The sequence below is a fragment of the Bradyrhizobium guangzhouense genome, from assembly GCF_004114955.1.
GTDB lineage: Bacteria > Pseudomonadota > Alphaproteobacteria > Rhizobiales > Xanthobacteraceae > Bradyrhizobium > Bradyrhizobium guangzhouense.
This window is the reverse complement of sequence record NZ_CP030053.1, coordinates 2,657,627-2,678,425: the sequence shown is the minus strand read 5'-3', so window position 1 is coordinate 2,678,425 and position 20,799 is coordinate 2,657,627. Positions and strand designations below refer to the sequence as shown.

18 protein-coding genes and 1 riboswitch are annotated in these 20,799 nt (G+C 63.6%); of the genes, 8 read left to right on the top strand and 10 right to left on the bottom strand.

Annotated features, from left to right (window positions below):
- The first annotated feature begins 51 nt into the window (after positions 1–51).
- Positions 52–1,242: an acyltransferase family protein gene (locus XH91_RS12785; protein WP_128950931.1), complete on the top strand. Its 1,191-nt coding sequence runs from the start codon at positions 52–54 to the stop codon at positions 1,240–1,242.
- A 49-nt stretch (positions 1,243–1,291) separates the two neighbouring features.
- On the opposite strand, the gene purL is transcribed toward XH91_RS12785, so the two are convergent.
- Entirely contained in the window at positions 1,292–3,502 is a 2,211-nt protein-coding gene (purL, locus tag XH91_RS12780) for a phosphoribosylformylglycinamidine synthase subunit PurL (protein WP_128950930.1), read from the bottom strand.
- A gap of 186 nt (positions 3,503–3,688) precedes the next feature.
- On the opposite strand from purL, the gene XH91_RS12775 reads away from it, so the two are divergent.
- Positions 3,689–4,168 carry a PaaI family thioesterase gene (locus XH91_RS12775; protein ID WP_164933699.1) on the top strand — a complete coding sequence of 160 codons (480 nt, stop codon included), beginning with the start codon at positions 3,689–3,691 and terminating at the stop codon, positions 4,166–4,168.
- A gap of 49 nt (positions 4,169–4,217) precedes the next feature.
- Here the strand turns inward: XH91_RS12775 and purQ are convergent, their stop codons facing one another.
- The 4 genes from purQ to purC are packed head-to-tail and all read right to left on the bottom strand — an operon-like array spanning position 4,218 to position 6,205.
- Positions 4,218–4,919 carry a phosphoribosylformylglycinamidine synthase subunit PurQ gene (purQ, locus tag XH91_RS12770; RefSeq protein WP_128950929.1) on the bottom strand — a complete coding sequence of 234 codons (702 nt, stop codon included), beginning with the start codon at positions 4,917–4,919 and terminating at the stop codon, positions 4,218–4,220.
- Positions 4,916–5,170, bottom strand: a complete 255-nt coding sequence (locus tag XH91_RS12765; RefSeq protein ID WP_128950928.1) for a hypothetical protein — start codon at positions 5,168–5,170, stop codon at positions 4,916–4,918. Before XH91_RS12765 ends, purQ begins: the two co-directional genes overlap by 4 nt.
- Before the next feature lie 11 nt (positions 5,171–5,181).
- On the bottom strand, positions 5,182–5,424 hold the full coding sequence (purS, locus tag XH91_RS12760; RefSeq protein WP_128950927.1) for a phosphoribosylformylglycinamidine synthase subunit PurS: 243 nt from the start codon (positions 5,422–5,424) through the stop codon (positions 5,182–5,184).
- 13 nt (positions 5,425–5,437) lie between these two features.
- Positions 5,438–6,205: a phosphoribosylaminoimidazolesuccinocarboxamide synthase gene (gene purC, locus XH91_RS12755; protein WP_172782948.1), complete on the bottom strand. Its 768-nt coding sequence runs from the start codon at positions 6,203–6,205 to the stop codon at positions 5,438–5,440.
- A 335-nt stretch (positions 6,206–6,540) separates the two neighbouring features.
- Between purC and XH91_RS12750 the strand changes: the two genes are divergently transcribed.
- Both XH91_RS12750 and purB read left to right on the top strand, forming a co-directional pair.
- Positions 6,541–6,864: a DUF1476 domain-containing protein gene (locus XH91_RS12750; protein WP_128950926.1), complete on the top strand. Its 324-nt coding sequence runs from the start codon at positions 6,541–6,543 to the stop codon at positions 6,862–6,864.
- Positions 6,865–6,949: 85 nt separating this feature from the next.
- Positions 6,950–8,389 (top strand): adenylosuccinate lyase, encoded by a 1,440-nt coding sequence (purB, locus tag XH91_RS12745; RefSeq protein ID WP_245477318.1) that lies wholly within the window; start codon positions 6,950–6,952, stop codon positions 8,387–8,389.
- Between the two features lie 99 nt (positions 8,390–8,488).
- Here the strand turns inward: purB and cynS are convergent, their stop codons facing one another.
- On the bottom strand, positions 8,489–8,971 hold the full coding sequence (gene cynS / locus XH91_RS12740) for a cyanase (protein ID WP_128950925.1): 483 nt from the start codon (positions 8,969–8,971) through the stop codon (positions 8,489–8,491).
- Positions 8,972–9,374: 403 nt separating this feature from the next.
- Here cynS and XH91_RS12735 point away from each other — a divergent pair, with 403 nt between their 5' ends.
- Complete coding sequence (locus XH91_RS12735) at positions 9,375–9,848, top strand: GNAT family N-acetyltransferase (protein WP_128950924.1); 474 nt, start codon at positions 9,375–9,377, stop codon at positions 9,846–9,848.
- A gap of 234 nt (positions 9,849–10,082) precedes the next feature.
- On the opposite strand, the gene XH91_RS12730 is transcribed toward XH91_RS12735, so the two are convergent.
- A complete protein-coding gene (locus tag XH91_RS12730; protein ID WP_128950923.1) occupies positions 10,083–10,394 on the bottom strand; it encodes a hypothetical protein in 312 nt (103 codons plus the stop codon).
- Between the two features lie 739 nt (positions 10,395–11,133).
- On the bottom strand, positions 11,134–12,333 hold the full coding sequence (locus XH91_RS12720) for a TrmJ/YjtD family RNA methyltransferase (RefSeq protein ID WP_128950922.1): 1,200 nt from the start codon (positions 12,331–12,333) through the stop codon (positions 11,134–11,136).
- Between the two features lie 296 nt (positions 12,334–12,629).
- Between XH91_RS12720 and XH91_RS12715 the strand changes: the two genes are divergently transcribed.
- From XH91_RS12715 to XH91_RS12705, 3 genes are all read left to right on the top strand, one after another.
- Positions 12,630–14,357 (top strand): alpha/beta hydrolase family protein, encoded by a 1,728-nt coding sequence (locus XH91_RS12715; RefSeq protein WP_245477317.1) that lies wholly within the window; start codon positions 12,630–12,632, stop codon positions 14,355–14,357.
- 204 nt (positions 14,358–14,561) lie between these two features.
- Positions 14,562–15,776, top strand: a complete 1,215-nt coding sequence (locus XH91_RS12710) for an NADP-dependent isocitrate dehydrogenase (protein ID WP_128950920.1) — start codon at positions 14,562–14,564, stop codon at positions 15,774–15,776.
- 104 nt (positions 15,777–15,880) lie between these two features.
- Positions 15,881–16,381 carry a DUF3455 domain-containing protein gene (locus XH91_RS12705; protein WP_128950919.1) on the top strand — a complete coding sequence of 167 codons (501 nt, stop codon included), beginning with the start codon at positions 15,881–15,883 and terminating at the stop codon, positions 16,379–16,381.
- A gap of 4 nt (positions 16,382–16,385) precedes the next feature.
- On the opposite strand, the gene XH91_RS12700 is transcribed toward XH91_RS12705, so the two are convergent.
- The gene (locus XH91_RS12700) at positions 16,386–17,612 is read right to left on the bottom strand and encodes a cyclic nucleotide-gated ion channel (RefSeq protein ID WP_128950918.1); all 1,227 of its coding nucleotides are present in this window, start codon (positions 17,610–17,612) and stop codon (positions 16,386–16,388) included.
- A 6-nt stretch (positions 17,613–17,618) separates the two neighbouring features.
- Entirely contained in the window at positions 17,619–20,297 is a 2,679-nt protein-coding gene (gene alaS / locus XH91_RS12695; RefSeq protein WP_164938281.1) for an alanine--tRNA ligase, read from the bottom strand.
- Positions 20,298–20,609: 312 nt separating this feature from the next.
- Positions 20,610–20,698, top strand: a riboswitch (glycine riboswitch).
- Positions 20,699–20,799: the final 101 nt, after the last annotated feature.

Below are 20,799 nucleotides of genomic sequence, written 5' to 3'. Positions count from 1 at the left end.
GGTTCCCGGGGGCAGGGTCCAGCCGGGATGGGAAACGCGATTGGGGCGACCATGACAACGATGTCAACGTCTGCGACGATGAGCGCAGAGACGCATGCCGAGCCGAAGGCCAAGACGCGCAATTTATCGCTCGACCGCGCCCGCACCTTCCTGACGCTGGTGGTGCTGCTGCATCATGCCGTCATCCCCTACACCTATTTCGGTCATACCGACCCGAAGTTCTTCTTCGGCTTCGACATGATCGTGCTCGCCACCGACAGTTTCTTCATGGCGATGTTCTTCTTCCTGTCGGGGCTGTTCGCGTGGTCGGGAATCGCCCGCAAGGGACCGGCGAGCTATCTGGAAGACCGGGTCCGCCGGCTCGGCATCCCTTTCGTGGTTTGCGCATTCTCGGTCATTCCGATCGCCTACTACGCCATCTCGCTGCGGAATAATCCCGAGATCGGCTTTTCGCAGTTCTGGTGGACCACGATCACGCAAGGCCCGTGGCCATCGGGGCCGATCTGGTTCCTCTGGGTCTTGTTCGCCTTCGACCTGATCGCGTGCCTCCTGTACCGGATTTGGCCCAACCTGCTCGACCCTATCAACCGCCTCTCGGTGCGCGGACGGCGCCGACCCGCGGAATTCTTCGCGGTCATGCTGGCCGTCAGCGCCGCGTTCTATGTCCCCGGGCTGATGTATTTCGGACCCAGCAGCTGGTTCGAGTTCGGGCCGTTTTCGGTCCAGCATGGGCGCGTGATGCTCTATGCGACCTACTTCTTCTTCGGCGCCGGCATCGGCGTTGCCAATATGGATCGCGGACTGCTCTCGGCTGAGGGCAGGATGGCCAAGGTGAGCTGGGAGTGGCTGGTCCTGGCGATCGTTCCGTATTGCCTGCTGTGGGTGCTGATCTTCATCAAGCGACAGATACTCGGCAATCCGTCGCCACAGCCGAACTGGTATGAAGGAATCTACGCGCTCAACGTCACCGTCTTCAGCGTGGCCATCATGTTTCTGATCCTGGCCTTCTTCCAGCGATTCAGGCAGTCGGGCTCAGCGATGCTGCTCGATCCGATGCAATCCGCCGCCTTCGGCATGTTCCTGGTGCACTACCCGATCACGCTGTGGCTGCAATACTGGCTGTTCGACTACAATCTGCCTGCCGTCGTGAAGGCTTTGACGGTGTTCGTGATGACGGTGATTTTCAGCTGGGCCGTGACAGCCGCCTTGCGGACGATTCCCGGCGCGACGCGGGTCTTGTAGGGCACGCCCTCTCCTGCTCGTGATTGCGCCGGAGAATGCGGCGGTCGCCTTACGCCGCCTTGCCGCCCATGTACTCCGGCAGCCAGCGCTCGAATGACGTCCGCAGCGCATCGATCGTGACAGGCGCCTCTCCTGCGATCGCGATCGCATCGCCGCCGGTGGTGCCGATGCGCACGCAGGGCACCTCGCAGCCGCGCATCTTGGCGAGCACGCGGCCGGCTTCGGTTTCCGGCACGGTGACGAGGTAGCGCGCCTGGTCCTCGCCGAACCAATAGGCCTGCGAGACCAGCGACGTCGGGGCCGCCAAGAGCTTCGCGCCGATGCCGCTTGCCATCGCCATTTCGGCGAGCGCGATCAAGAGGCCACCGTCGGAGAGATCGTGCACCGCGGTCGCCGTGCCCGCATGGATCATGCCGCGCACGCAGTCACCGTTGCGCTTCTCGGCGGCGAGATCGACCGGCGGCGGCGCCCCCTCTTCGCGACCGCAGATGTCGCGCAGGTAAACCGACTGGCCGAGCCAGCCATGGGTCTCGCCGATCAGGAGGATGGCCTCGCCTTCGGCCTTGAAGGCGAGCGAGGCCGATTTGGTGAAATCGTCGAGCAGGCCGACACCGCCGATCGATGGCGTCGGCAGGATCGCGCGACCGTTGGTCTCGTTGTAGAGCGAGACGTTGCCGGAGACGACCGGGAAGTCGAGCGTGCGGCAGGCTTCCGAGATGCCCTTCAGGCAGCCGACGAACTGGCCCATGATCTCGGGCCGTTCAGGGTTGCCGAAATTGAGATTGTCGGTGATCGCAAGCGGCTTGCCGCCGACGGCGGTGATGTTGCGCCAGGCTTCCGCCACCGCCTGCTTGCCGCCCTCGAATGGATCGGCCTCGCAATAGCGCGGCGTGACGTCGACGGTCAGCGCCAGGCCCTTCGGCCCATCCTGCACGCGCACGACCGCGGCATCGCCGCCGGGACGCTGCATGGTGTTGCCGAGGATGACATGGTCGTACTGCTCCCAGACCCAGCGCTTTGAGCACATGTCGGGCGTGCCGATCAGCTTCTCCAGCGCGGCGCCAACTCCCATCGGGGCCGGCACCTCGCGCGCATGCACGACCGGCAGCGCGGCGGAGGGCACGTGCGGGCGGTCATAGAGCGGCGCCTCGTCGCCGAGCTCCTTGATCGGCAGGTCGGCCATGACGTCGCCGCCATGCTTGACCACGAAGCGCTTGCTCGGCGTGGTGTAGCCGACCACCGCGAAGTCGAGGCCCCACTTCCTGAAGATCGCCTCGGCTTCCTTTTCCTTCTCGGGCTTGAGCACCATGAGCATGCGCTCCTGGCTTTCCGAGAGCATCATCTCGTAGGCGCTCATGCCGATCTCGCGGGTCGGCACCGCGTCGAGATCGAGGTCGACGCCGAGGTCGCCCTTGGCGCCCATCTCGACCGCCGAACAGGTCAGCCCCGCCGCGCCCATGTCCTGGATGGCGATGACGCAGCCCTTCTCCATGATCTCGAGGCAGGCCTCGAGCAGCAGCTTCTCGGCGAAGGGATCGCCGACCTGCACCGTCGGGCGCTTCTCCTCGGACTTGTCGTCGAACTCGGCCGAGGCCATCGAGGCGCCGTGGATGCCATCGCGGCCGGTCTTGGAGCCCAGATAGACGATCGGCATGTTCACGCCGGAGGCCGCCGCGTAGAAGATCTTGTCGGCATCGGCGAGACCCACCGCCATCGCGTTGACGAGGATGTTGCCGTCATAGCGGGTGTGGAAGCGCACCTGGCCGCCGACCGTCGGCACGCCGAAGGAATTGCCGTAACCGCCGACACCGGCGACGACACCGGAGACGAGATGCCGGGTTCTGGCATGCTCGGGCGCACCGAAGCTCAGCGCATTGAGGCAGGCGATCGGGCGCGCGCCCATGGTGAAGACGTCGCGCAAGATGCCGCCGACGCCGGTGGTCGCGCCCTGGTACGGCTCGATGTAGCTCGGGTGGTTGTGGCTCTCCATCTTGAAGACCACGGCCTGGCCGTCGCCGATGTCGATCACGCCGGCATTCTCGCCGGGACCCTGGATCACCCAGGGCGCCTTGGTCGGCAGGCCGCGCAAATGGATCCGCGAGGATTTGTACGAGCAGTGCTCGTTCCACATCGCCGAGAAGATGCCGAGCTCGGTGAAGGTCGGCTCCCGCCCGATCAGTTTCAGGATGCGCTCATACTCGTCGGGCTTGAGCCCGTGGGCGGCAACCAGTTCGGGGGTGATCTTGGGTTCGTTCGTCATGGCTTCAGGGGCTTTCGGCGGCGTTTTGCCGTTCTTAGGAAGATCGGACGGCTTCGAAAAGCCCTTTATGGCGCATTTTCCCGCTGTCCCACGTTTTGCAAGGTGGGTCGGCGGCGATCGGGAATTGCAAGGCGCTGACGGATCGGATTTAAGGGCTGAAGACCCGTAATTGAAGGCCCTATTTCCTTGCACGAATTGACCAAAGTCCCCGCTCCCCGCCGGCCCGACCTGCATGTCGCCACCGAGGGCGAATTCAGCGGTTGGCGGACCTGGATTCGCGACAGTTTTGAGAGCCATATCGGCCCGTTCTGGCACAAGGTCGAGGACGACGGCAGCGTCCGCTGCGCCTTCCGGGTCGAGAAGAAGCACCTCAACGGCTCCGGGAACGTCCATGGCGGCTGCTTCATGGCCTTCGCCGATTATTGCCTGTTCGCAATCGCCACCCACGAGCTGGACAGCCCGGCCGTGACCACCAATTTCGCCTGCGATTTCCTCGATGCGGCCCGCGAGGGCGAGCTGGTCGAATGCACCGGCGACGTCTCCCGCGCCGGCGGCTCGCTGATCTTCCTGCGGGGCAAGCTGGCATCTGCCGGCCGCCCGCTGTTCACCTTCTCCGGGACGATCAAGCGGGTGAAGCGAAAGCCGCTCTCTCAGCCGAACGCATAGCTCGGCGGCTCCTCGCGGCGAGCGGGCGCTTGGTTAGCACCGACAGAAATCAGGCGGCCTTTTCCAGATGCGCGGTGAGGCCTGCAAACAGGCCGCGGCCATCGGTGCAGCCCATGATGTCTTCGACGTGGTTTTCCGGGTGCGGCATCATGCCGAGCACGTTGCCCCCATCGTTGACGATGCCGGCGATGGAATGCGCCGCGCCGTTGATGTTGTTGGCCTCGTCGACCACACCCTCGGCCGAGCAATAGCGATAGAGCACACGCCCCTCGCCCTCGAGCCGCTTGATGGTCTCTTCATCCGCCTCGTAATTGCCCTCGCCATGGGCCACCGGCACGCGGATCACCTGGCCGGCATTGTAGCCGCGGGTGAACGGGGTATCGGAACGCTCGACGCGCAGATGCACGTCCTTGCAGATGAATTTCAGCCGCGCATTGCGCATCAGCACGCCCGGCAGCAGACCCGACTCGCAGAGGATCTGAAAACCGTTGCAGACGCCGAGCACGAGGCCGCCCTTGGCCGCATAGCCGCGCACCGCATCCATTACAGGCGCCCGCGCCGCGATCGCGCCACAGCGCAAATAATCGCCATACGAGAAACCGCCGGGCACGACCACGAGGTCGGTGCCAGCAGGCAGCGAGGTCTCGGCATGCCACACCATCGCCGGCTCATGGCCCGAGATGAGCTTCAGCGCGCGCGCCATATCGCGCTCGCGATTAATTCCAGGGAAAACGAGGATGGCAGCTTTCATGATGTAGGTGCGCCGCTCAGTTCGAGACGTTTTTGGATTCGATCAAGTCGCCCCTCATGTCGTACGAGGGTCGCATGAACGCTCGCGATTTCCTGAAAAACGCCCGTAATCTCCTGACGGGTCGCATTTTGCGAAACTCGCAAAGCTTGCAAACTCTGATTCATTTCGTCGATCTTGCCGTCCACCTGCGCAAGCCGTGCTTGAATCGACTTCATCACTTCGAACATCAATTCCGCAGTGACGTCGGCCATTCTGCCAACCCCTATGCCTTCATCTCGATCGCGTAGTTCTCGATCACGGTGTTGGCGAGCAGCTTGTCGGCGGCGTCCTTCAGCGCGGCTTCGGCCTTGGCCTTGTCGGCGCCGGCGAGCTCGATGTCGAACACCTTGCCCTGGCGGACGCTGGCGACGCCGTCCACGCCGAGCGACTTCAGCGCGCCTTCGATGGCCTTGCCCTGCGGATCGAGGATGCCGGTCTTCAGGGTAACGGTAACACGTGCCTTCACGTCGATATTCCTCTCAGCTCTTCACCAGCACGGGACCCGTGCCCTGCGGGCGCTCGTTCTCCATGAGGATGCCGAGGCGCTTTGCGACTTCGGTATAGGCCTCGAGCAGGCCGCCGAGATCCCTGCGGAAACGATCCTTGTCGAGCTTCTCGTTCGACTTGATATCCCAGAGACGGCAGCTGTCCGGCGAGATCTCGTCGGCGACGATGATGCGCATCATCTCGTTCTCGAACAGGCGGCCGCACTCCATCTTGAAGTCGACGAGGCGGATGCCGATGCCGAGGAAGAGGCCGGTGAGGAAATCGTTGACGCGGATGGCGAGCGCCATGATGTCGTCGATCTCCTGGGGCGTGGCCCAGCCGAACGCGGTGATGTGCTCTTCCGACACCATGGGGTCGTTGAGCTGGTCGTTCTTGTAATAGAACTCGATGATCGAACGGGGCAGCTGGGTGCCCTCCTCGATGCCGAGGCGCTGCGACAGCGAGCCGGCGGCGACGTTCCGCACCACCACCTCGAGCGGCACGATCTCGACCTCGCGAATCAACTGCTCGCGCATGTTGAGACGGCGGATGAAATGGGTCGGCACCCCGATGTCGTTGAGGTGCTGAAACAGGTACTCCGAGATCCGGTTGTTGAGGACACCCTTGCCCTCGATCACCTGATGCTTTTTGGCATTGAACGCGGTGGCGTCGTCCTTGAAGTGCTGGATCAGGGTACCGGGCTCCGGGCCTTCATACAGAACCTTTGCCTTGCCTTCATAAATGCGACGCCGACGGCTCATTGGGATGTACCGTGTTTTGTTGAAATCCATGTATTTGGTGTGCTCCGGTTACCAGGTTACGACCCACAGCGGAGCTGCCGTGAACGACCTGGAACCCCATCTCAATCCCTGGAAACGCCAAGGGAAACAGAACGGGAACCAAGCCTTTAGGCAACCTATCCGATTGGCTGTCCCAGCACAATCGATCCGGCCCATCCGACGCTGACTTATACCACCTTGCCTGCGGCTTTACGGCTCGTTGTTTCGCCGATCCTGCCCTCTATCTAGGCATGCGCGGGGGCCCTCGCAACGAGGGCCGCCACGTCCAGCAGCCCCCCGGAGGAATCGGAAGACGCATGAGCGAATTCAACAAGCGCGAAGAAGGCTTTGAGAAGAAGTTTGCCCTCGACGAGGAGCAAAAATTCAAGGCGGTGGCCCGCCGTAACCGGCTGCTGGGTCTGTGGGCGGCCGAAAAGCTCGGAATCACGGGCGAAGCCGCCGCCGCCTATGCCAAGGAGGTGGTCGCCGCCGATTTCGAGGAGGCCGGCGATGGCGACGTCCTGCGCAAGGTCATGGCCGATTTCGCCGCCAGGAACGTGGCCCTCACCGAGCAGGCGATTCGGGCCAAGATGAGCGAGCTGATCGCGGTCGCGGCGGCCGAGGTGAAGGCCGGCACGTAATCTCAACGGTGGGCGGGGGATGGGCATGGAAGGCCCATCCACCCCTCACGCTCCCGGGCTTGCAGCCGGCTCCTGGCGGTGCCAAATGGGCGGCATGTCACAGGATCACATCTCCAACGTCCTTGCCCAACGCTATGCCTCGCCCGCGATGCGCGCCATCTGGAGCGGCGAAGGCAAGGTTCGCCTCGAACGCGACTATTGGATCGCCGTGCTGAAGGCGCAGCGCGATCTCGGTATCCCGGTGCCCGATGGCGTGATCGAGGCTTACGAGCGCGTGAAGGACCAGGTCGACCTCGCCTCCATCATGCGGCGCGAGCGCATCACCCGCCACGACGTCAAGGCTAGAATCGAGGAGTTCTGCGATCTCGCCGGTCACGAGCACCTGCACAAGGGCATGACCAGCCGCGACCTCACCGAGAACGTGGAGCAGCTGCAGGTCTATCGCGGTCTCCAGCTGGTCGAGACCAAGAGCATCGCCGCGCTGATTCGCTTTGCCAGGCACGCCAAGCAATTCCGCGACATGCCGTTCACGGCGCGCACGCACAACGTCGCCGCGCAGGTCACCACGCTCGGCAAGCGCATCGCCATGTTCGGCGAGGAGATGCTGGTGTCGCATCAGAGCCTCGTCAGCGTGCTCGACAGCTATCCCGCGCGCGGTCTGAAGGGCGCGGTCGGCACGCGGCTCGACCAGATCACCCTGTTCAACGGCGATGCCGGCAAGGCGCGCGCACTCGAGCAGCGCATCCTCGTCCATCTCGGCCTGCCCAGGAGCTTCGATGCGGTCGGCCAGGTCTATCCGCGCAGCCTCGACTTCCGCGCCGTCAGCGTGCTGACCGAGCTTGCCAGCGGTCCCGGCAATTTCGCCAAGACGCTGCGGCTGATGGCGGGCCATGAGCTTGCCAGCGAAGGCTTTGCCAAGGGCCAGGTCGGCTCCTCCGCGATGCCGCACAAGATGAACAGCCGCTCCTGCGAGCGCATCAACGGCCTGCATGTCGTCTTGAAGGGCTATCTCGCGATGGCCGCCGGGCTTGCCGGCGATCAGTGGAACGAAGGCGACGTCTCCTGCTCCGTGGTCCGCCGCGTCATGCTGCCCGATGCCTTCCTCGCCATGGACGGCCTGCTCGAGACCCTGCTCTCGGTGCTCGACCAGATGGAAATATTCGACGCGGTCGTCGCGACCGAGCTGAATCGGTACCTGCCCTTCCTGCTCACCACCACTGTCATGATGGAAGCAGTGAAGAAGGGCGCGGGCCGCGAAGGCGCGCATGAGGCGATCAAGGAGCACGCCGTCGCTGCCATCAGAGACCTGCGCACCGGCAAGATCGTGCAGAACGATTTGCTCAAGCGCCTCGCCGCCGACCAGCGCCTCGGCCTCAGTGAAGCCGAGCTCGCCCAAGTGCTCGATCACGGCCGCGCCAATTCCGGCGATGCCGGCGCTCAGGTCGACTATTTTGCTGAGCAGGTGGACGCGCTGGCCAAGGCAAAGCCCGAGGCTGCCAAGTACACGCCCGGCGCGATCCTCTGACATGTCTCGTCGTCATTGCGAGGAGCTCTTGCGACGAAGCAATCCAGACTGCCGCCGTGGAAAGATTCTGGATTGCTTCGCTCGCAATGACGAAGGGCCTCAGCCTTCCTTGAAGCCGTACTCCGGCACGTTGCCGCTGGCGCCGTAATATTTGTACGGCAGGAATTTGCCTGACATCGTGATCTTGACGCGATCGCCCTTCGGATTCGGCAAGCGTTCCATCACCATGTCGAAGTCGATCGCCGACATGATGCCATCGCCATATTCCTCTTCGATCAACGCCTTCCAGGCCGGACCGTTGACCATCACCAGCTCATAGAAACGATAGATCAGGGGGTCGGTCGGCGGCATCGGCATGCCGCGCATCGGTGTCTCGTTCAGCATCGACGTCTCGGCCTTCGACAGGCCGAACAGCTCGGCGGCATTGGCAGCCTGCGGCTTCGTCAGCTTCATCTGGCCGAGGATCGCGCCTGTTATCAGCACCTCGGAATAACCGCCGATTTTTTCGCAGATGTATTTCCAGCTCCAGCCCTTCTCGCGCTTGATGTCGAGCAGCTTCTCGGTGAGGTCTTCGCGTTTCATGTCATGGTCTCCGTCGCTAGGCATTTGCCGCCTGCCGCTTTCGGAGGCACGAAACGTGCCAATAAATGAGGCTCGTGGCTTCAGGACAACGTCCTGGAAAACCCCGCCGCCAGATGATCGATCAGATCTCGTAGGGTGGATTAGCCGAAGGCGTAATCCACCACCGTTCGTCTCTGCAGAAACAGAAGTGATGGGTTACGCACGCCGACCGCGCTTCGCGCCGCCGCGCGAAGTGCAGCTTGGGCGCGCGTCGTAGTTTGAATTAGGCCGCAGAGAGAGACTGACCATTCGGGAGAGACCGTGAGGCGAAGCCAGCATAAGAACGGAACGCCACGTAGCGTTGAGCGACGCCGGATGTTATATATTTGCTTGAACTCGGCGCCCGGAGAAAACCTTGCCGCAAATGACTGACCCGCACGACTCTCTACCGTCATTTCAGCGGGCGCTGCGCGACGGAGAATTAATCGTGCAAAAAGGTGCATTGGATCGGGAGCTCATCGTCCATCTCGACCACCCCGCGCCTGGCGTAAATCGTATGACCTATGCAAAGCTGGACGGGAAGAAAGTGGTGGGCTTGGTTCAAATGGTCCCCGCCCAGCTTTTGAACGGGCTACCTTGTTTTCAGGCTGGCGTGGCTGTCGCAAGGGAGTACCGCCGCAAGGGCCACGCCAAACGCCTTGTCGCGGCCGCGATAGCCGAATTGAAGCAAGGATTAGCGCGAGACGCAAAAATCAAATCGTTTTATGTTGAGGCCATCGTCAGCGTAGAGAATGAGCCATCGAAGCGTCTCGCGGCCGCAACGATATCTAAAGAGCCAACCGCGGTAACGGACGAACTTTCGGGGCAGCCGGCTCTGCAATACGTCTTGAAGGTATGAGCGCTCGCAGCACTGCGCTAGTGTCTCCAGAACAAGCGCCCGTGCGGATCGTCGACCACGACATCGGCCGACCTGGACCGTGCGATCTTCAACGCGCACTCAAGTGCTTCAACAATCGGCATTGCCGCCGAATAGGCGTTCACCTTGCCCGGTCGGGGATCGCCTAGTCTAAAGACTCCCAAGACATGGCCTTTAGGGTGCTGGAAGACTTGGACTTCCATGATCGGCTGAGAGCTAGCCATCTCCGAGTTCCTTGAAGCGCGCAACGGCGTGTGCATGATTGTCCGGCCCGAGGCGACCGCCGCTATTGACCTGTTGAAGGCTTAAATTCAGTGACTGACCATTCAGGTCGTACAGATTGCCGTCGTCGTCGAGCATCGCAAACTTCTTCTTCGTCGCGACGCTGAACACGCCGCCATTCTCGATCCAACCGATCTGATCGGTGCCGTGCCAAATATGACCGCTGTGTATCGGGCGAACGCTGCGCCGGCGGAGTTCTTCCGCATTCCGCGCCGGCTGACTATAGACTTGTTGCGGTCCGGTCATTCGACTCAAACTCCATCTAGCTCGACTCAGGCTTGAGCTGCCGCATACTACAAGTCACTTCAAGCCTATATCCACACCTTTATGCAGCCCTGACGTAACGCTCCGCCGGGATAAGTGATATTATAATTGCCTCACGGGGAGTTTGTTGGCTTGAACATCTCAGTTGATGCTTTTGACGAGCGCAGAGTTCAAACTCTATGGAGTGAACGCCAGCGCGCACTACGGCCGCCGAAGCAGCTAGGCGAACTTCAACTTCATGTGGATGCCGAACTCCCGATGCATGGGCCGGATGGGCGGAATCGTTGCCACTTTCCGAGAGTCCCGGACGATTTCGTTCATGACTTGAAAAAGAATGGAATCGACTACTCGATCTTCTGACGACCCCGGCATAGCGCGGTTCGCGCAACGTGCGATCGGGCTGTCAAACGAATAGGTCCACGCCATCCCGCTCTAATCGGCGGCAATTGCCACCCTAGCGCCCCAGTGTCCGGAGCCCCGTCGCCTAGACGAGCGGAGGCGCGAATTGCGTTTGCTCGGCTAGTCCACCCACGACACCAACGTTCTAGAAAAACCAGCCGCGAGATGATCGATCAGCGCGCGAACGGCCCGCGACAGACCCCGTCGTGTCGTAAATGTGAGACGCACGATCCCCCTGTGACCATCAGATGGGACGTCATTACTCTGGAGGATGGCAGGATCGCGACGCTCTATGCGTTCCTGGACCAGCCGGGCAAGTGAATTACGCACTCTGCTCCACCATCCCCTGCAGCCGCACCAGCTCCGCCTCGAGATCCCGCTCCACATCCGCAGCCCGAATCTCCAGCACGCGATAATCCCGCGCCTCCAACCACGCGCGCCGCAACGCGCGGTCGGCGGCAATCGGCTCACCCTCGCCCGGGTTCACCAGCTCGATCGCGATCCGATGCGGGAACGAGACGAAGTCCGGAATGTGGCGGCCGACCGGCGTCTGGCGCTTGAACTGGCCTGCGAAGCGGCGGTCGCGCGTCAGCGCCTGCCAGAGCAGGCGTTCGGCATCCGTCGGGTTGCGGCGGAGCAAGCGCGCGAGGCCGCGCACGGTCGAGCCGCTATCGGGTGCGCCGCCGGCCTGCCCATGCTCGGCGAGCAGCGCGCGCAGGCGGGTGGCTTGCTCGCCATCGAGTACGCCGCCCTTGGCCGGGCCCTTGCGTCCCTCCGCGATCGCCATCACCACCCCATGGAGGGTGTGCATGTCCTGCTTGGTCGGCTCCATCCGGCTGAAGATGTTGCGCAGGTTGACGAGCATGGTGTCGCGCTTTTCGGCCGGGCGCAGGAATTCGACGCGGTCGAGCTCGCGCACGAGATTGTCGAAGAAGGCCTGCATCTGGTGCTGCGAGGCGCGCTCGGAACGTTCCGGCATGCCGTGCGGCAGCGCGCCTGCCGTCGCCTGCTTGAACCACTCATAACCGACCAGCAGCACGGCCTGGGCGAGGTTGAGCGAGGCGAAGCCCGGATTGACCGGGAAGGTGATGATGCGGTTGGAGAGCCCGACCTCCTCATTGGTGAGGCCCCAGCGCTCGCGGCCGAACAGGATGCCGCACCTGCCGCCGGCCACAATATGCCCGGCGATCTCGCTGGCTGCGGCTTCCGGCCCGACCACCGGCTTGGCCTGGTCGTGAGGGCGCGCGGTGGTGGCGAACAGCAAATCGAGGTCGGCGACCGCCTGCTCCACCGTGTCGAACAGTTCGACCTTCTGCAGAATGTGGTCGGCGCCGGCGGCGGCCCGCTGTGCGGCAATGTTCGGCCAGCCGTCGCGGGGGTTGACGATGCGCAGGGCACTCAGGGCAAAGTTGCCCATCGCGCGCGCGGCCATGCCGATGTTCTCCCCGAGCTGCGGCTCGACCAGGATCACGATGGGACCGTCGATGGCGTGCCCTGCCTTGGTCTTGTCGGTGCCGGACATTCTCAGTTCACTTTCTGGTTCAGCGTTCGTCTCGGGCGTCCGAAAAGCCTGAAGCTCTGTTTGAAGACACTGATCCAAGCCCTCATCGACGCAGTCGTGCCGCCTTCCGCGCGGCGCAATTTTCTCAACGGAGATAACAGGGTTAGCGGCGTTTGCGAAACCGCAATCGCACCTCAATTGGGGACGATTTCGCCGCCCGGCTTGCGCGCGCTTTGCTTTCGGATATGGCTATCAAGCACAACCAAAGCGAAGCCGAAAGGCCTGAGCTGAAGCAACAATTGAGTGGGGGGATGGCGATGCTGAGCCGATGGAAATTGGCGCTTCTGGGACTGGTCCTGATCGTGGTGGGCGGCCTGATCGCCCATCTGACGCAGACCTCAGGCGGCATCCGGATCCAGGATGTCAGGTTCAAGGGCGCCAAGGGCAACACCATGAGTGCCCTGCTCTACATCCCCGCGAATGCCACCGCGCAGACCCCGGCGCCGGGCATCCTCGCCGTTCACGGCTACATCAATTCGCGCGAGACCCAGGACGGCTTCGCCATCGAGTTCGCCCGTCGCGGCTATGTCGTGCTGGCGCTCGACCAGACCGGCCATGGCTATAGCGACCCGCCCGCCTTCGCCAACGGCTTTGGCGGCCCCGACGGCCTCGCTTATCTGCGCAGCCTCGACATCGTCGACAAGGCCAATATCGGCCTCGAGGGTCACTCGATGGGCGGCTGGACGGTGCTGGCCGCAGCCGCTGCGATGCCTGACGGCTACAAGTCGATGGTGCTGGAGGGCTCCTCGACCGGCAAGCCGTTCGCGGCCGATGGCACAACGAGCTGGCCGCGCAATGTAGCGTTGGTGTTCGCCCAGTACGAGGAATTCTCGACCCTGATGTGGGGCGTCGAGCGCGCCCGCGACGTGACGAAGAGCCCCAAGCTGTGGGCGATGTTCGGCACGCAAGGCCCGGTCGAGCCGGGCAAGGTCTATGGCGATCCGGCGGCCGGCACGGCGCGGGTGCTGTACACGCCGGCGATCACGCACCCGGCCGAGCACATCTCGCATGAGGCGATCGGCTACAGCCTCGAGTGGTTCGCCAAGACGTTGCAAGGCGGTACGCCTCGGCCGGCCGACGACCAGATCTGGTTCAGCAAGGAGCTCGGCACGCTGATCGCACTGGTCGGTTTCGTCGTGCTGTTGATCGGTACCTTCGACGGCCTGCTGGAGGCGCCGATGTTCTCCCGCCTGCGCCTGCCGGCTGTCGCCGACGGCACCATGCCGCCGCATCACGCCACAACGGGCCGGCGCTGGACCACGGCCTTCATTCTCTCGGCCTTCATCCCGGCGCTGACCTACTATCCGGCCTTTGCGCTGGGCGGCACCTTCGTGACGCCGTCAGCGTTCCTGCCGCAGGGCATCACCAACCAGATCCTGGTCTGGGCCATCATCAACGGCCTGATCACGCTGGCGCTGATGGGCTTTGCCCCGAAGCGCAAAAGCCGCGCCGGGCTGGTCGGCCAGTCGCTCGTGATCGCGGTTGTCTCGGTCGCGGTCGGATACGCCGCGCTGTGGCTCGCCGACCTCGCCTTCAAGATCGACTTCCGCTTCTGGATCGTCGCGCTGAAGCTGATGAACGTGAAGCAGGTTCTGATCTTCCTGATCTATTTGATTCCGTTCACGGCGTTTTTCGTGGTGGCGCTGGACGTGCTGCACCGGAATTTCTCGACGATGGAGGCGCCGCGGCTCGCGCTTTACCTGACCAACATCCTGGCGCTGACGTTGGGCTTCATCGTGCTGCTGGTCCTGCAATACGGCACGCTCTGGCTGACCGGAAAGCTGTTCAACCCGCTGCCCGATCCCGGCTTCGTGCCGCTCTCGACCATCGTCGCCATCCAGTTCGTACCGCTGCTCGCCATCGTCGCCGTGATCGCGACCTTCACCTGGCGACGGACCGGATCGAGCCTGCCGGGCGCCCTGATCTCGGGCCTGTTCGTCACCTGGTACATCGTAGCCGGCACGGCGACCCAGGCCGCCTTTTAGAGGCGCTCCGGAAGGACCCCGGATCGCGCGCGGGATGGGTGCCCAAACAAGGTGCCGCATCGGTCATTCCGGCCTCGCCGGAATGACTGATCTCGGCGAAAAGATGGGCTGAAAGTGCATAACCGCTCCGCTTCCGCCCGCCCCCGGGCGGTGCTATAGCGCGGGAGATTTCCACCACCAGTTCCCAAGAAGGCTTCTCCGATCATGGCAAAAATCAAGGTATCCAATCCCGTCGTCGAGCTCGATGGCGACGAGATGACCCGGATCATCTGGCAGTACATCAAGGACAAGCTGATCAACCCGTTCCTGGATGTCGAGCTGCAGTATTTCGACCTGGGCATGGAATACCGCGACCACACCAACGATCAGGTGACCATCGACGCCGCCGAGGCGATCAAGAAGGTCGGCGTCGGCGTCAAGTGCGCCACCATCACCCCGGACGAGGCCCGGGTGAAGGAGTTCAACCTCAAGCAGATGTGGAAGTCGCCGAACGGCACCATCCGCAACATCCTCGGCGGCGTGATCTTCCGCGAGCCGATCATCTGCAAGAACGTGCCGCGCCTGGTTCCGGGCTGGACCAAGCCGATCATCATCGGCCGCCACGCCTATGGCGACCAGTACCGCGCCACCGACATCAAGTTCCCGGGCAAGGGCACCCTCTCGCTGAAGTTCGTCGGCGAGGACGGCACCGTGATCGAGAAGGAAGTGTTCAAGGCGCCGGGCGCCGGCGTCGCCATGGAGATGTACAATCTCGACGACAGCATCATCGACTTCGCCCGCGCCTCCTTCAACTACGGCCTGCTGCGCGGCTATCCGGTCTATCTCTCGACCAAGAACACGATCCTCAAGGTCTATGACGGCCGCTTCAAGGACATCTTCCAGGAAATCTTCGACAAGGAGTTCAAGAAGGAGTTCGACGCCAAGGGCCTGACCTACGAGCATCGCCTGATCGACGACATGGTGGCCTCGGCGCTGAAATGGTCCGGCGGCTATGTCTGGGCCTGCAAGAACTACGACGGCGACGTGCAGTCCGACACCGTCGCGCAGGGCTACGGCTCGCTCGGCCTGATGACCTCGGTGCTGCTCACCCCCGACGGCAAGACCGTCGAGGCCGAAGCCGCTCACGGCACCGTGACCCGCCACTTCCGCGAGCACCAGAAGGGCAAGGAGACCTCGACCAACTCGATCGCGTCGATCTTCGCCTGGACCCGTGGCCTGTCGCACCGCGCCAAGCTCGACAACAATGCCGAGCTGGCGAAGTTCGCGAGCACGCTGGAGAAGGTCTGCGTCGACACGGTCGAGGAAGGCTACATGACCAAGGACCTCGCGCTCCTGGTCGGCGCCGACCAGCGCTGGCTCTCGACCACCGGCTTCCTCGACAAGGTCGCTGACAATCTGGTGAAGGCGCTGGCGGCGTAAGCTGCCGCCGGCATTATTTTCGCCCGATCGGGGTTAGACATCATGATGGGCCGCGCGCAGGCGCGGCCCATTCGTTTTCTGAGAACCCTTTGTGGAGACCGACCATGTTCGTCAAGTTCGCTGCCCCGTGCCTGTTGTCACTCGCGGCCATGATTGGAGCAGCAGGGGCTGCGGAGCTTCCCGCCGCCATCGCCGCATCAGGTGAGAGCGTCGTGCTCAGCGTCCACGCCGAGGGCGCGCAGGTCTATGAGTGCAAGGCCGGCACCGACGGCAAGCTCGCCTGGGCCTTCCGCGAGCCGATCGCGACGCTGCTCTCCGACGGCAAGACCATCGGCCGCCACTATGCGGGCCCGAACTGGGAGCACGCCGACGGCAGCGCGGTGGTCGGCAAGGCCATCGGCAACGCGCCGGGCGCTACGGCTGCCGATATCCCCTGGCTGAAGCTGGAAGTCGCCTCCCACCGCGGCAGCGGCGTGCTGACGCCTGTAACCACGGTCCAACGCATCAACACCCACGGCGGCAAGCTCGAGGGTTCTTGCGACAAGGCCGGCGAATTCAAAAGCGCGCCCTACTCGGCCGAATATGTCTTCCTGAAGAAGGGCTGACCGCTCAGCGGCCGCTGCCGTCGCGCTCGGCCTGCGCGAGCTCGGCGGCCGCAAGATCGCCGGTCTCCTCCAGCCGCGCTTTCGCGGTCTGGTGGACATGGGCGGCAAGCGTCGGCATGCGTGCGATCAGGGCGTGAAAGTCCTGGGCGTCGAGCACCAAGAGGCGCGTCTTGCGCGTCGCCGTCACGGTGCCGCTGCGCTTTGTCTTATGCAGCAGCGCGATCTCCCCGAAGAACGTGCCGTCGGTGAGGCGCACATGCTGGCTCGGCAGCGCGATCTCGACCTCGCCGGCGGTGATGAAATACATCGACGAGGCCGCATCGCCCCGCCGCACCAAGATCTCGCCCTGCTCGATCGTGCGTGCGCGCAAGAGCCGCATGATGTCGGCGATTTCTCCTGCCGACAGATGCGAGAACAGCGGCACCCGGGCCAGCATGCCCCAGGTCACGACGAAGTCGCGCCGCTTCACCTCCTCGGCGAAGGCTGTCGAGATGATCGCGACCGGCAGCGCGATCATGGCAAAGCCCGAGATGATCGCGAACACCGAGACGAATTTTCCCAGCGCCGTCACCGGCACGACGTCGCCATAGCCGACGGTGCCGAGCGTCACGATTGCCCACCACATCGCATCCGGAATGGTGCCGAGCTTGGTCGGCTGCACGTCGCGCTCGATCGCGTAGAGCAGCGAGGCAAAGGTCAGCACCACGCCGATCAGGATGACGACGCAGCCGATCAGCGCCCGCCGCTCGGCATGCACGGCCGCCAGCAGCGAGCGCATCGCCGGCGAGTACCTGATCAGCTTGAAGAACGGCAGCACGCCGAGCGCCGCCAGCGTCGCGTGCCGGCCGATGGCCAGCACGATCGCATCCGGCACGAACGCCATGAAGTCGATGATGCCGAGCGCCGAGAAGACATATCCGAGCCGGTCAGAAAGCGCCGAGCCCTTGCGCGGCGTGTGGCCCGCCACCGTCCACAGCCGTGCGGCATATTCCAGCGCGAACACGACAATGGAGACGATCTTGATCGCCGAGAACAGCACGCCGTATTGCGCGTCCAGCTCCGGTACCGAAGCCAGGATCATCGCGATGACGTCGACCACGATGACGCTGATGATGATCTGAATGAAGCGCGACCCGACCGAGTAGGCCAACGGATCGTGCTCCAGCAATTCGTAGAGGCGATCCCTCAAATCGGGATCGGATGAGCCACGTCCTTTCGGAACGAGGCGCATGGCGATTTACGCTGCCCCCATCGCTTTTTCGATCGCCGCCAGCGCCTCGGTCGCCTTGGCCCCATCGGGGCCGCCGGCCTGCGCCATGTCGGGCCGGCCGCCGCCGCCCTTGCCGCCGAGCGCTTCGGACGCGACGCGCACCAGATTCACGGCGTTGAAGCGCGCGGTCAGGTCCGCGGTGACTCCGACCACGACGCCCGCCTTGCCGTCCTCGGCGACGCCGATGATGGCGACCACGCCGGAGCCGATCTGCTTCTTGGCCTCGTCGGCGAGGCTCTTGAGATCCTTCATCTCGATGCCCTCGACCGCGCGCGCCATCAGCTTGACGCCGCCGACCTCGCGCACGCTAGAAGCTGCGCCGCCACCGGCAGCCGCGCCGCCGCCCATCGCCAGCTTCTTGCGGGCGTCCGACAGCTCGCGCTCGAGCTTCTTGCGCTCCTCCATCAGCGCGGTGATGCGCGCGGGAACGTCGTCGAGCGAGGTGCGCAGCTCATTCGCCGCAGTCTTCGCCAGCGCCATGGTCTCGTTGGCGTGCCGGCGCGCATAATTGCCGGTCAGCGCCTCGATACGGCGCACGCCGGAAGCCACCGCGCTCTCGCCGGTCAGCGTAATCAGGCCGATATCGCCGGTGCGCCGCACATGCGTGCCGCCGCAGAGCTCGACCGACCAGCCGAGCGCATTGGCGCCGCGCTCGCGCGCGGTCTTGCCCATCGAGACGACGCGGACCTCATCGCCGTATTTCTCGCCGAACAGCGCGCGCGCTCCGGCCTCGCGGGCCTCGTCGACGCCCATGACGCGGGTCGTGACCTCGTCGTTCTCCAGCACCACGTCGTTGGCGATGTCCTCGACGCGGGCCAGCTCCTCCGCCGTGATCGGCTTCGGATGCACGAAGTCGAAGCGCAGCCTGTCGGGCGCGACCATCGAGCCGCGCTGGGCGATGTGATCGCCGAGCACCTGGCGCAACGCCTCGTGAATGAGGTGCGTCGCCGAGTGATGCGCGCGGATCGACGAGCGCCTGCTGTGATCCACTTCGAGCTGCAGCGCAGTGCCGACCTTCAGCTCGCCGCTCTCGACGTTGCCGACATGAACGAAGAAATCGCCGAGCTTTTTCTGCGTGTCGGTGACGCGAAACTTGATTCCGCCCTCACCCGTCAGCACGCCGGTGTCGCCGACCTGGCCGCCTGACTCAGCATAGAACGGCGTCTGGTTCAGCAGCAGCGCGCCGGTGTCGCCGGCCTTGAGGCTGGCCACTTCCGCGCCGTCCTTCACGAGCGCGGAGACCACGCCTTCAGCGCTCTCCGTCTCGTAGCCCAAAAATTCAGTCGCGCCGAGCTTCTCGCGCAGCGGGAACCAGATCGCTTCGGACGCCGCTTCGCCAGATCCCTTCCAGGATTCGCGCGCCTTGGCCTTCTGCCGCTCCATCGCATCGGTGAACGAGGCCTGATCGACGCCGATGCCGCGCGACTTCAGCGCGTCCTGCGTCAGGTCCAGCGGAAAACCGTAGGTGTCGTAGAGCGTGAAGGCGACGTCGCCGTCGAACATGTCGCCCTTCTTCAAGGACGCGCTCTTTTCGTCCAGGATGGCGAGGCCGCGCGACAGCGTCTTGCGGAAGCGGGTCTCTTCCAGACGCAGCGTTTCCTCGATCAGGTTTTCGGCGCGCATCAAATCGGGATAGGCCTGGCCCATCTCGCGGACCAGCGCCCAGACCAGGCGATGCATCAGCGGCTCTTTCGCGCCCAGCAGCTGCGCATGGCGCATCGCGCGGCGCATGATCCGGCGCAGCACATAGCCGCGGCCCTCGTTGGAAGGCAGCACGCCGTCAGCGACCAGGAAGGCGGAGGAGCGAAGGTGATCGGCGATGACGCGGAACGAGGCGACGGTCTGCTCGTTCGGCCCGCTGCCGAGCGCCGACGACGTCGCATCGATCAGATGGCGGAACAGATCGGTCTCGAACACGCTGTCGACGCCCTGCATGATGCAGGCCATGCGCTCGAGGCCCATGCCGGTGTCGATCGAGGGACGCGGCAGATCGACGCGCTCCTCCTTCGTCACCTGCTCGTATTGCATGAACACGAGATTCCAGAATTCGAGGAAGCGGTCGCCGTCCTCTTCCGGCGAGCCGGGAGGACCGCCCCAGATATGGTCACCGCGGTCGATGAAGATTTCCGAGCACGGGCCGCACGGACCGGTGTCGCCCATCGCCCAGAAATTGTCCGAGGTCGGGATGCGGATGATGCGGTCGTCGGAGAAGCCGGCGATCTTCTTCCAGAGCCCGTGCGCCTCGTCGTCGGTGTGGTAGACGGTGACGAGCAGCTTGTCCTTCTTCAGCCCGAAATCCTTGGTGATGAGCTTCCAGGCCAGCTCGATCGCGCGCTCCTTGAAATAGTCGCCGAACGAGAAATTGCCGAGCATCTCGAAGAAGGTGAGATGGCGCGCGGTGTAGCCGACATTGTCGAGGTCGTTGTGCTTGCCGCCGGCGCGCACGCATTTCTGCGAGGTGGTGGCGCGCTGGTACGGCCGCTTCTCGACGCCGGTGAAGACGTTCTTGAACTGCACCATGCCAGCATTGGTGAACATCAACGTCGGATCGTTGCGCGGCACCAATGGCGAGGACGACACGATCTCGTGGCCGTTCTCGGCAAAGAAGTTCAGAAAGGTCGACCTGATCTCGTTGACGCCGCTCATGTTCATCCAATCGGGTGTGCTAGAGCATGATCCGGAAAAGTGTGAAGCGGTTTTCCGGAAGGATCATGCTCAAACAAAGAGCTAAAGCGCGATGACTCTCATCGCGCTTTAGAACCCGCCAATTTGCCATCCAAACCTGACGATTTGGGCTGATATCTGCGGGCCAAAGCGCTTTTAGACAAGGCCAGCTTTCCTGTCCAGAAACTGTGCAGAGAGATCAAAGCGTTGCCGCAGCCGCGTAATCCCGTTGAAAGCCGAAAAGGGCGCGTTGACAGGCTTGGCCGGCCTGTGGTCTGTACCCATCTGTATCGTACGGCCACGTCGGGAGAGACCGGCTTCATTGCCGGCGCCGAAGGAGCAACCGCCCCGGAAACTCTCAGGCAAAAGGACCGCGTGGCTTTGACGACATCTGGAAAGAGGCGCTGACCGGCCGAACACCCGGACCAGCGTCCGCCGACGGGATAATACTCTCAGGCACAGCGACAGATGGGGCTTCGATGGG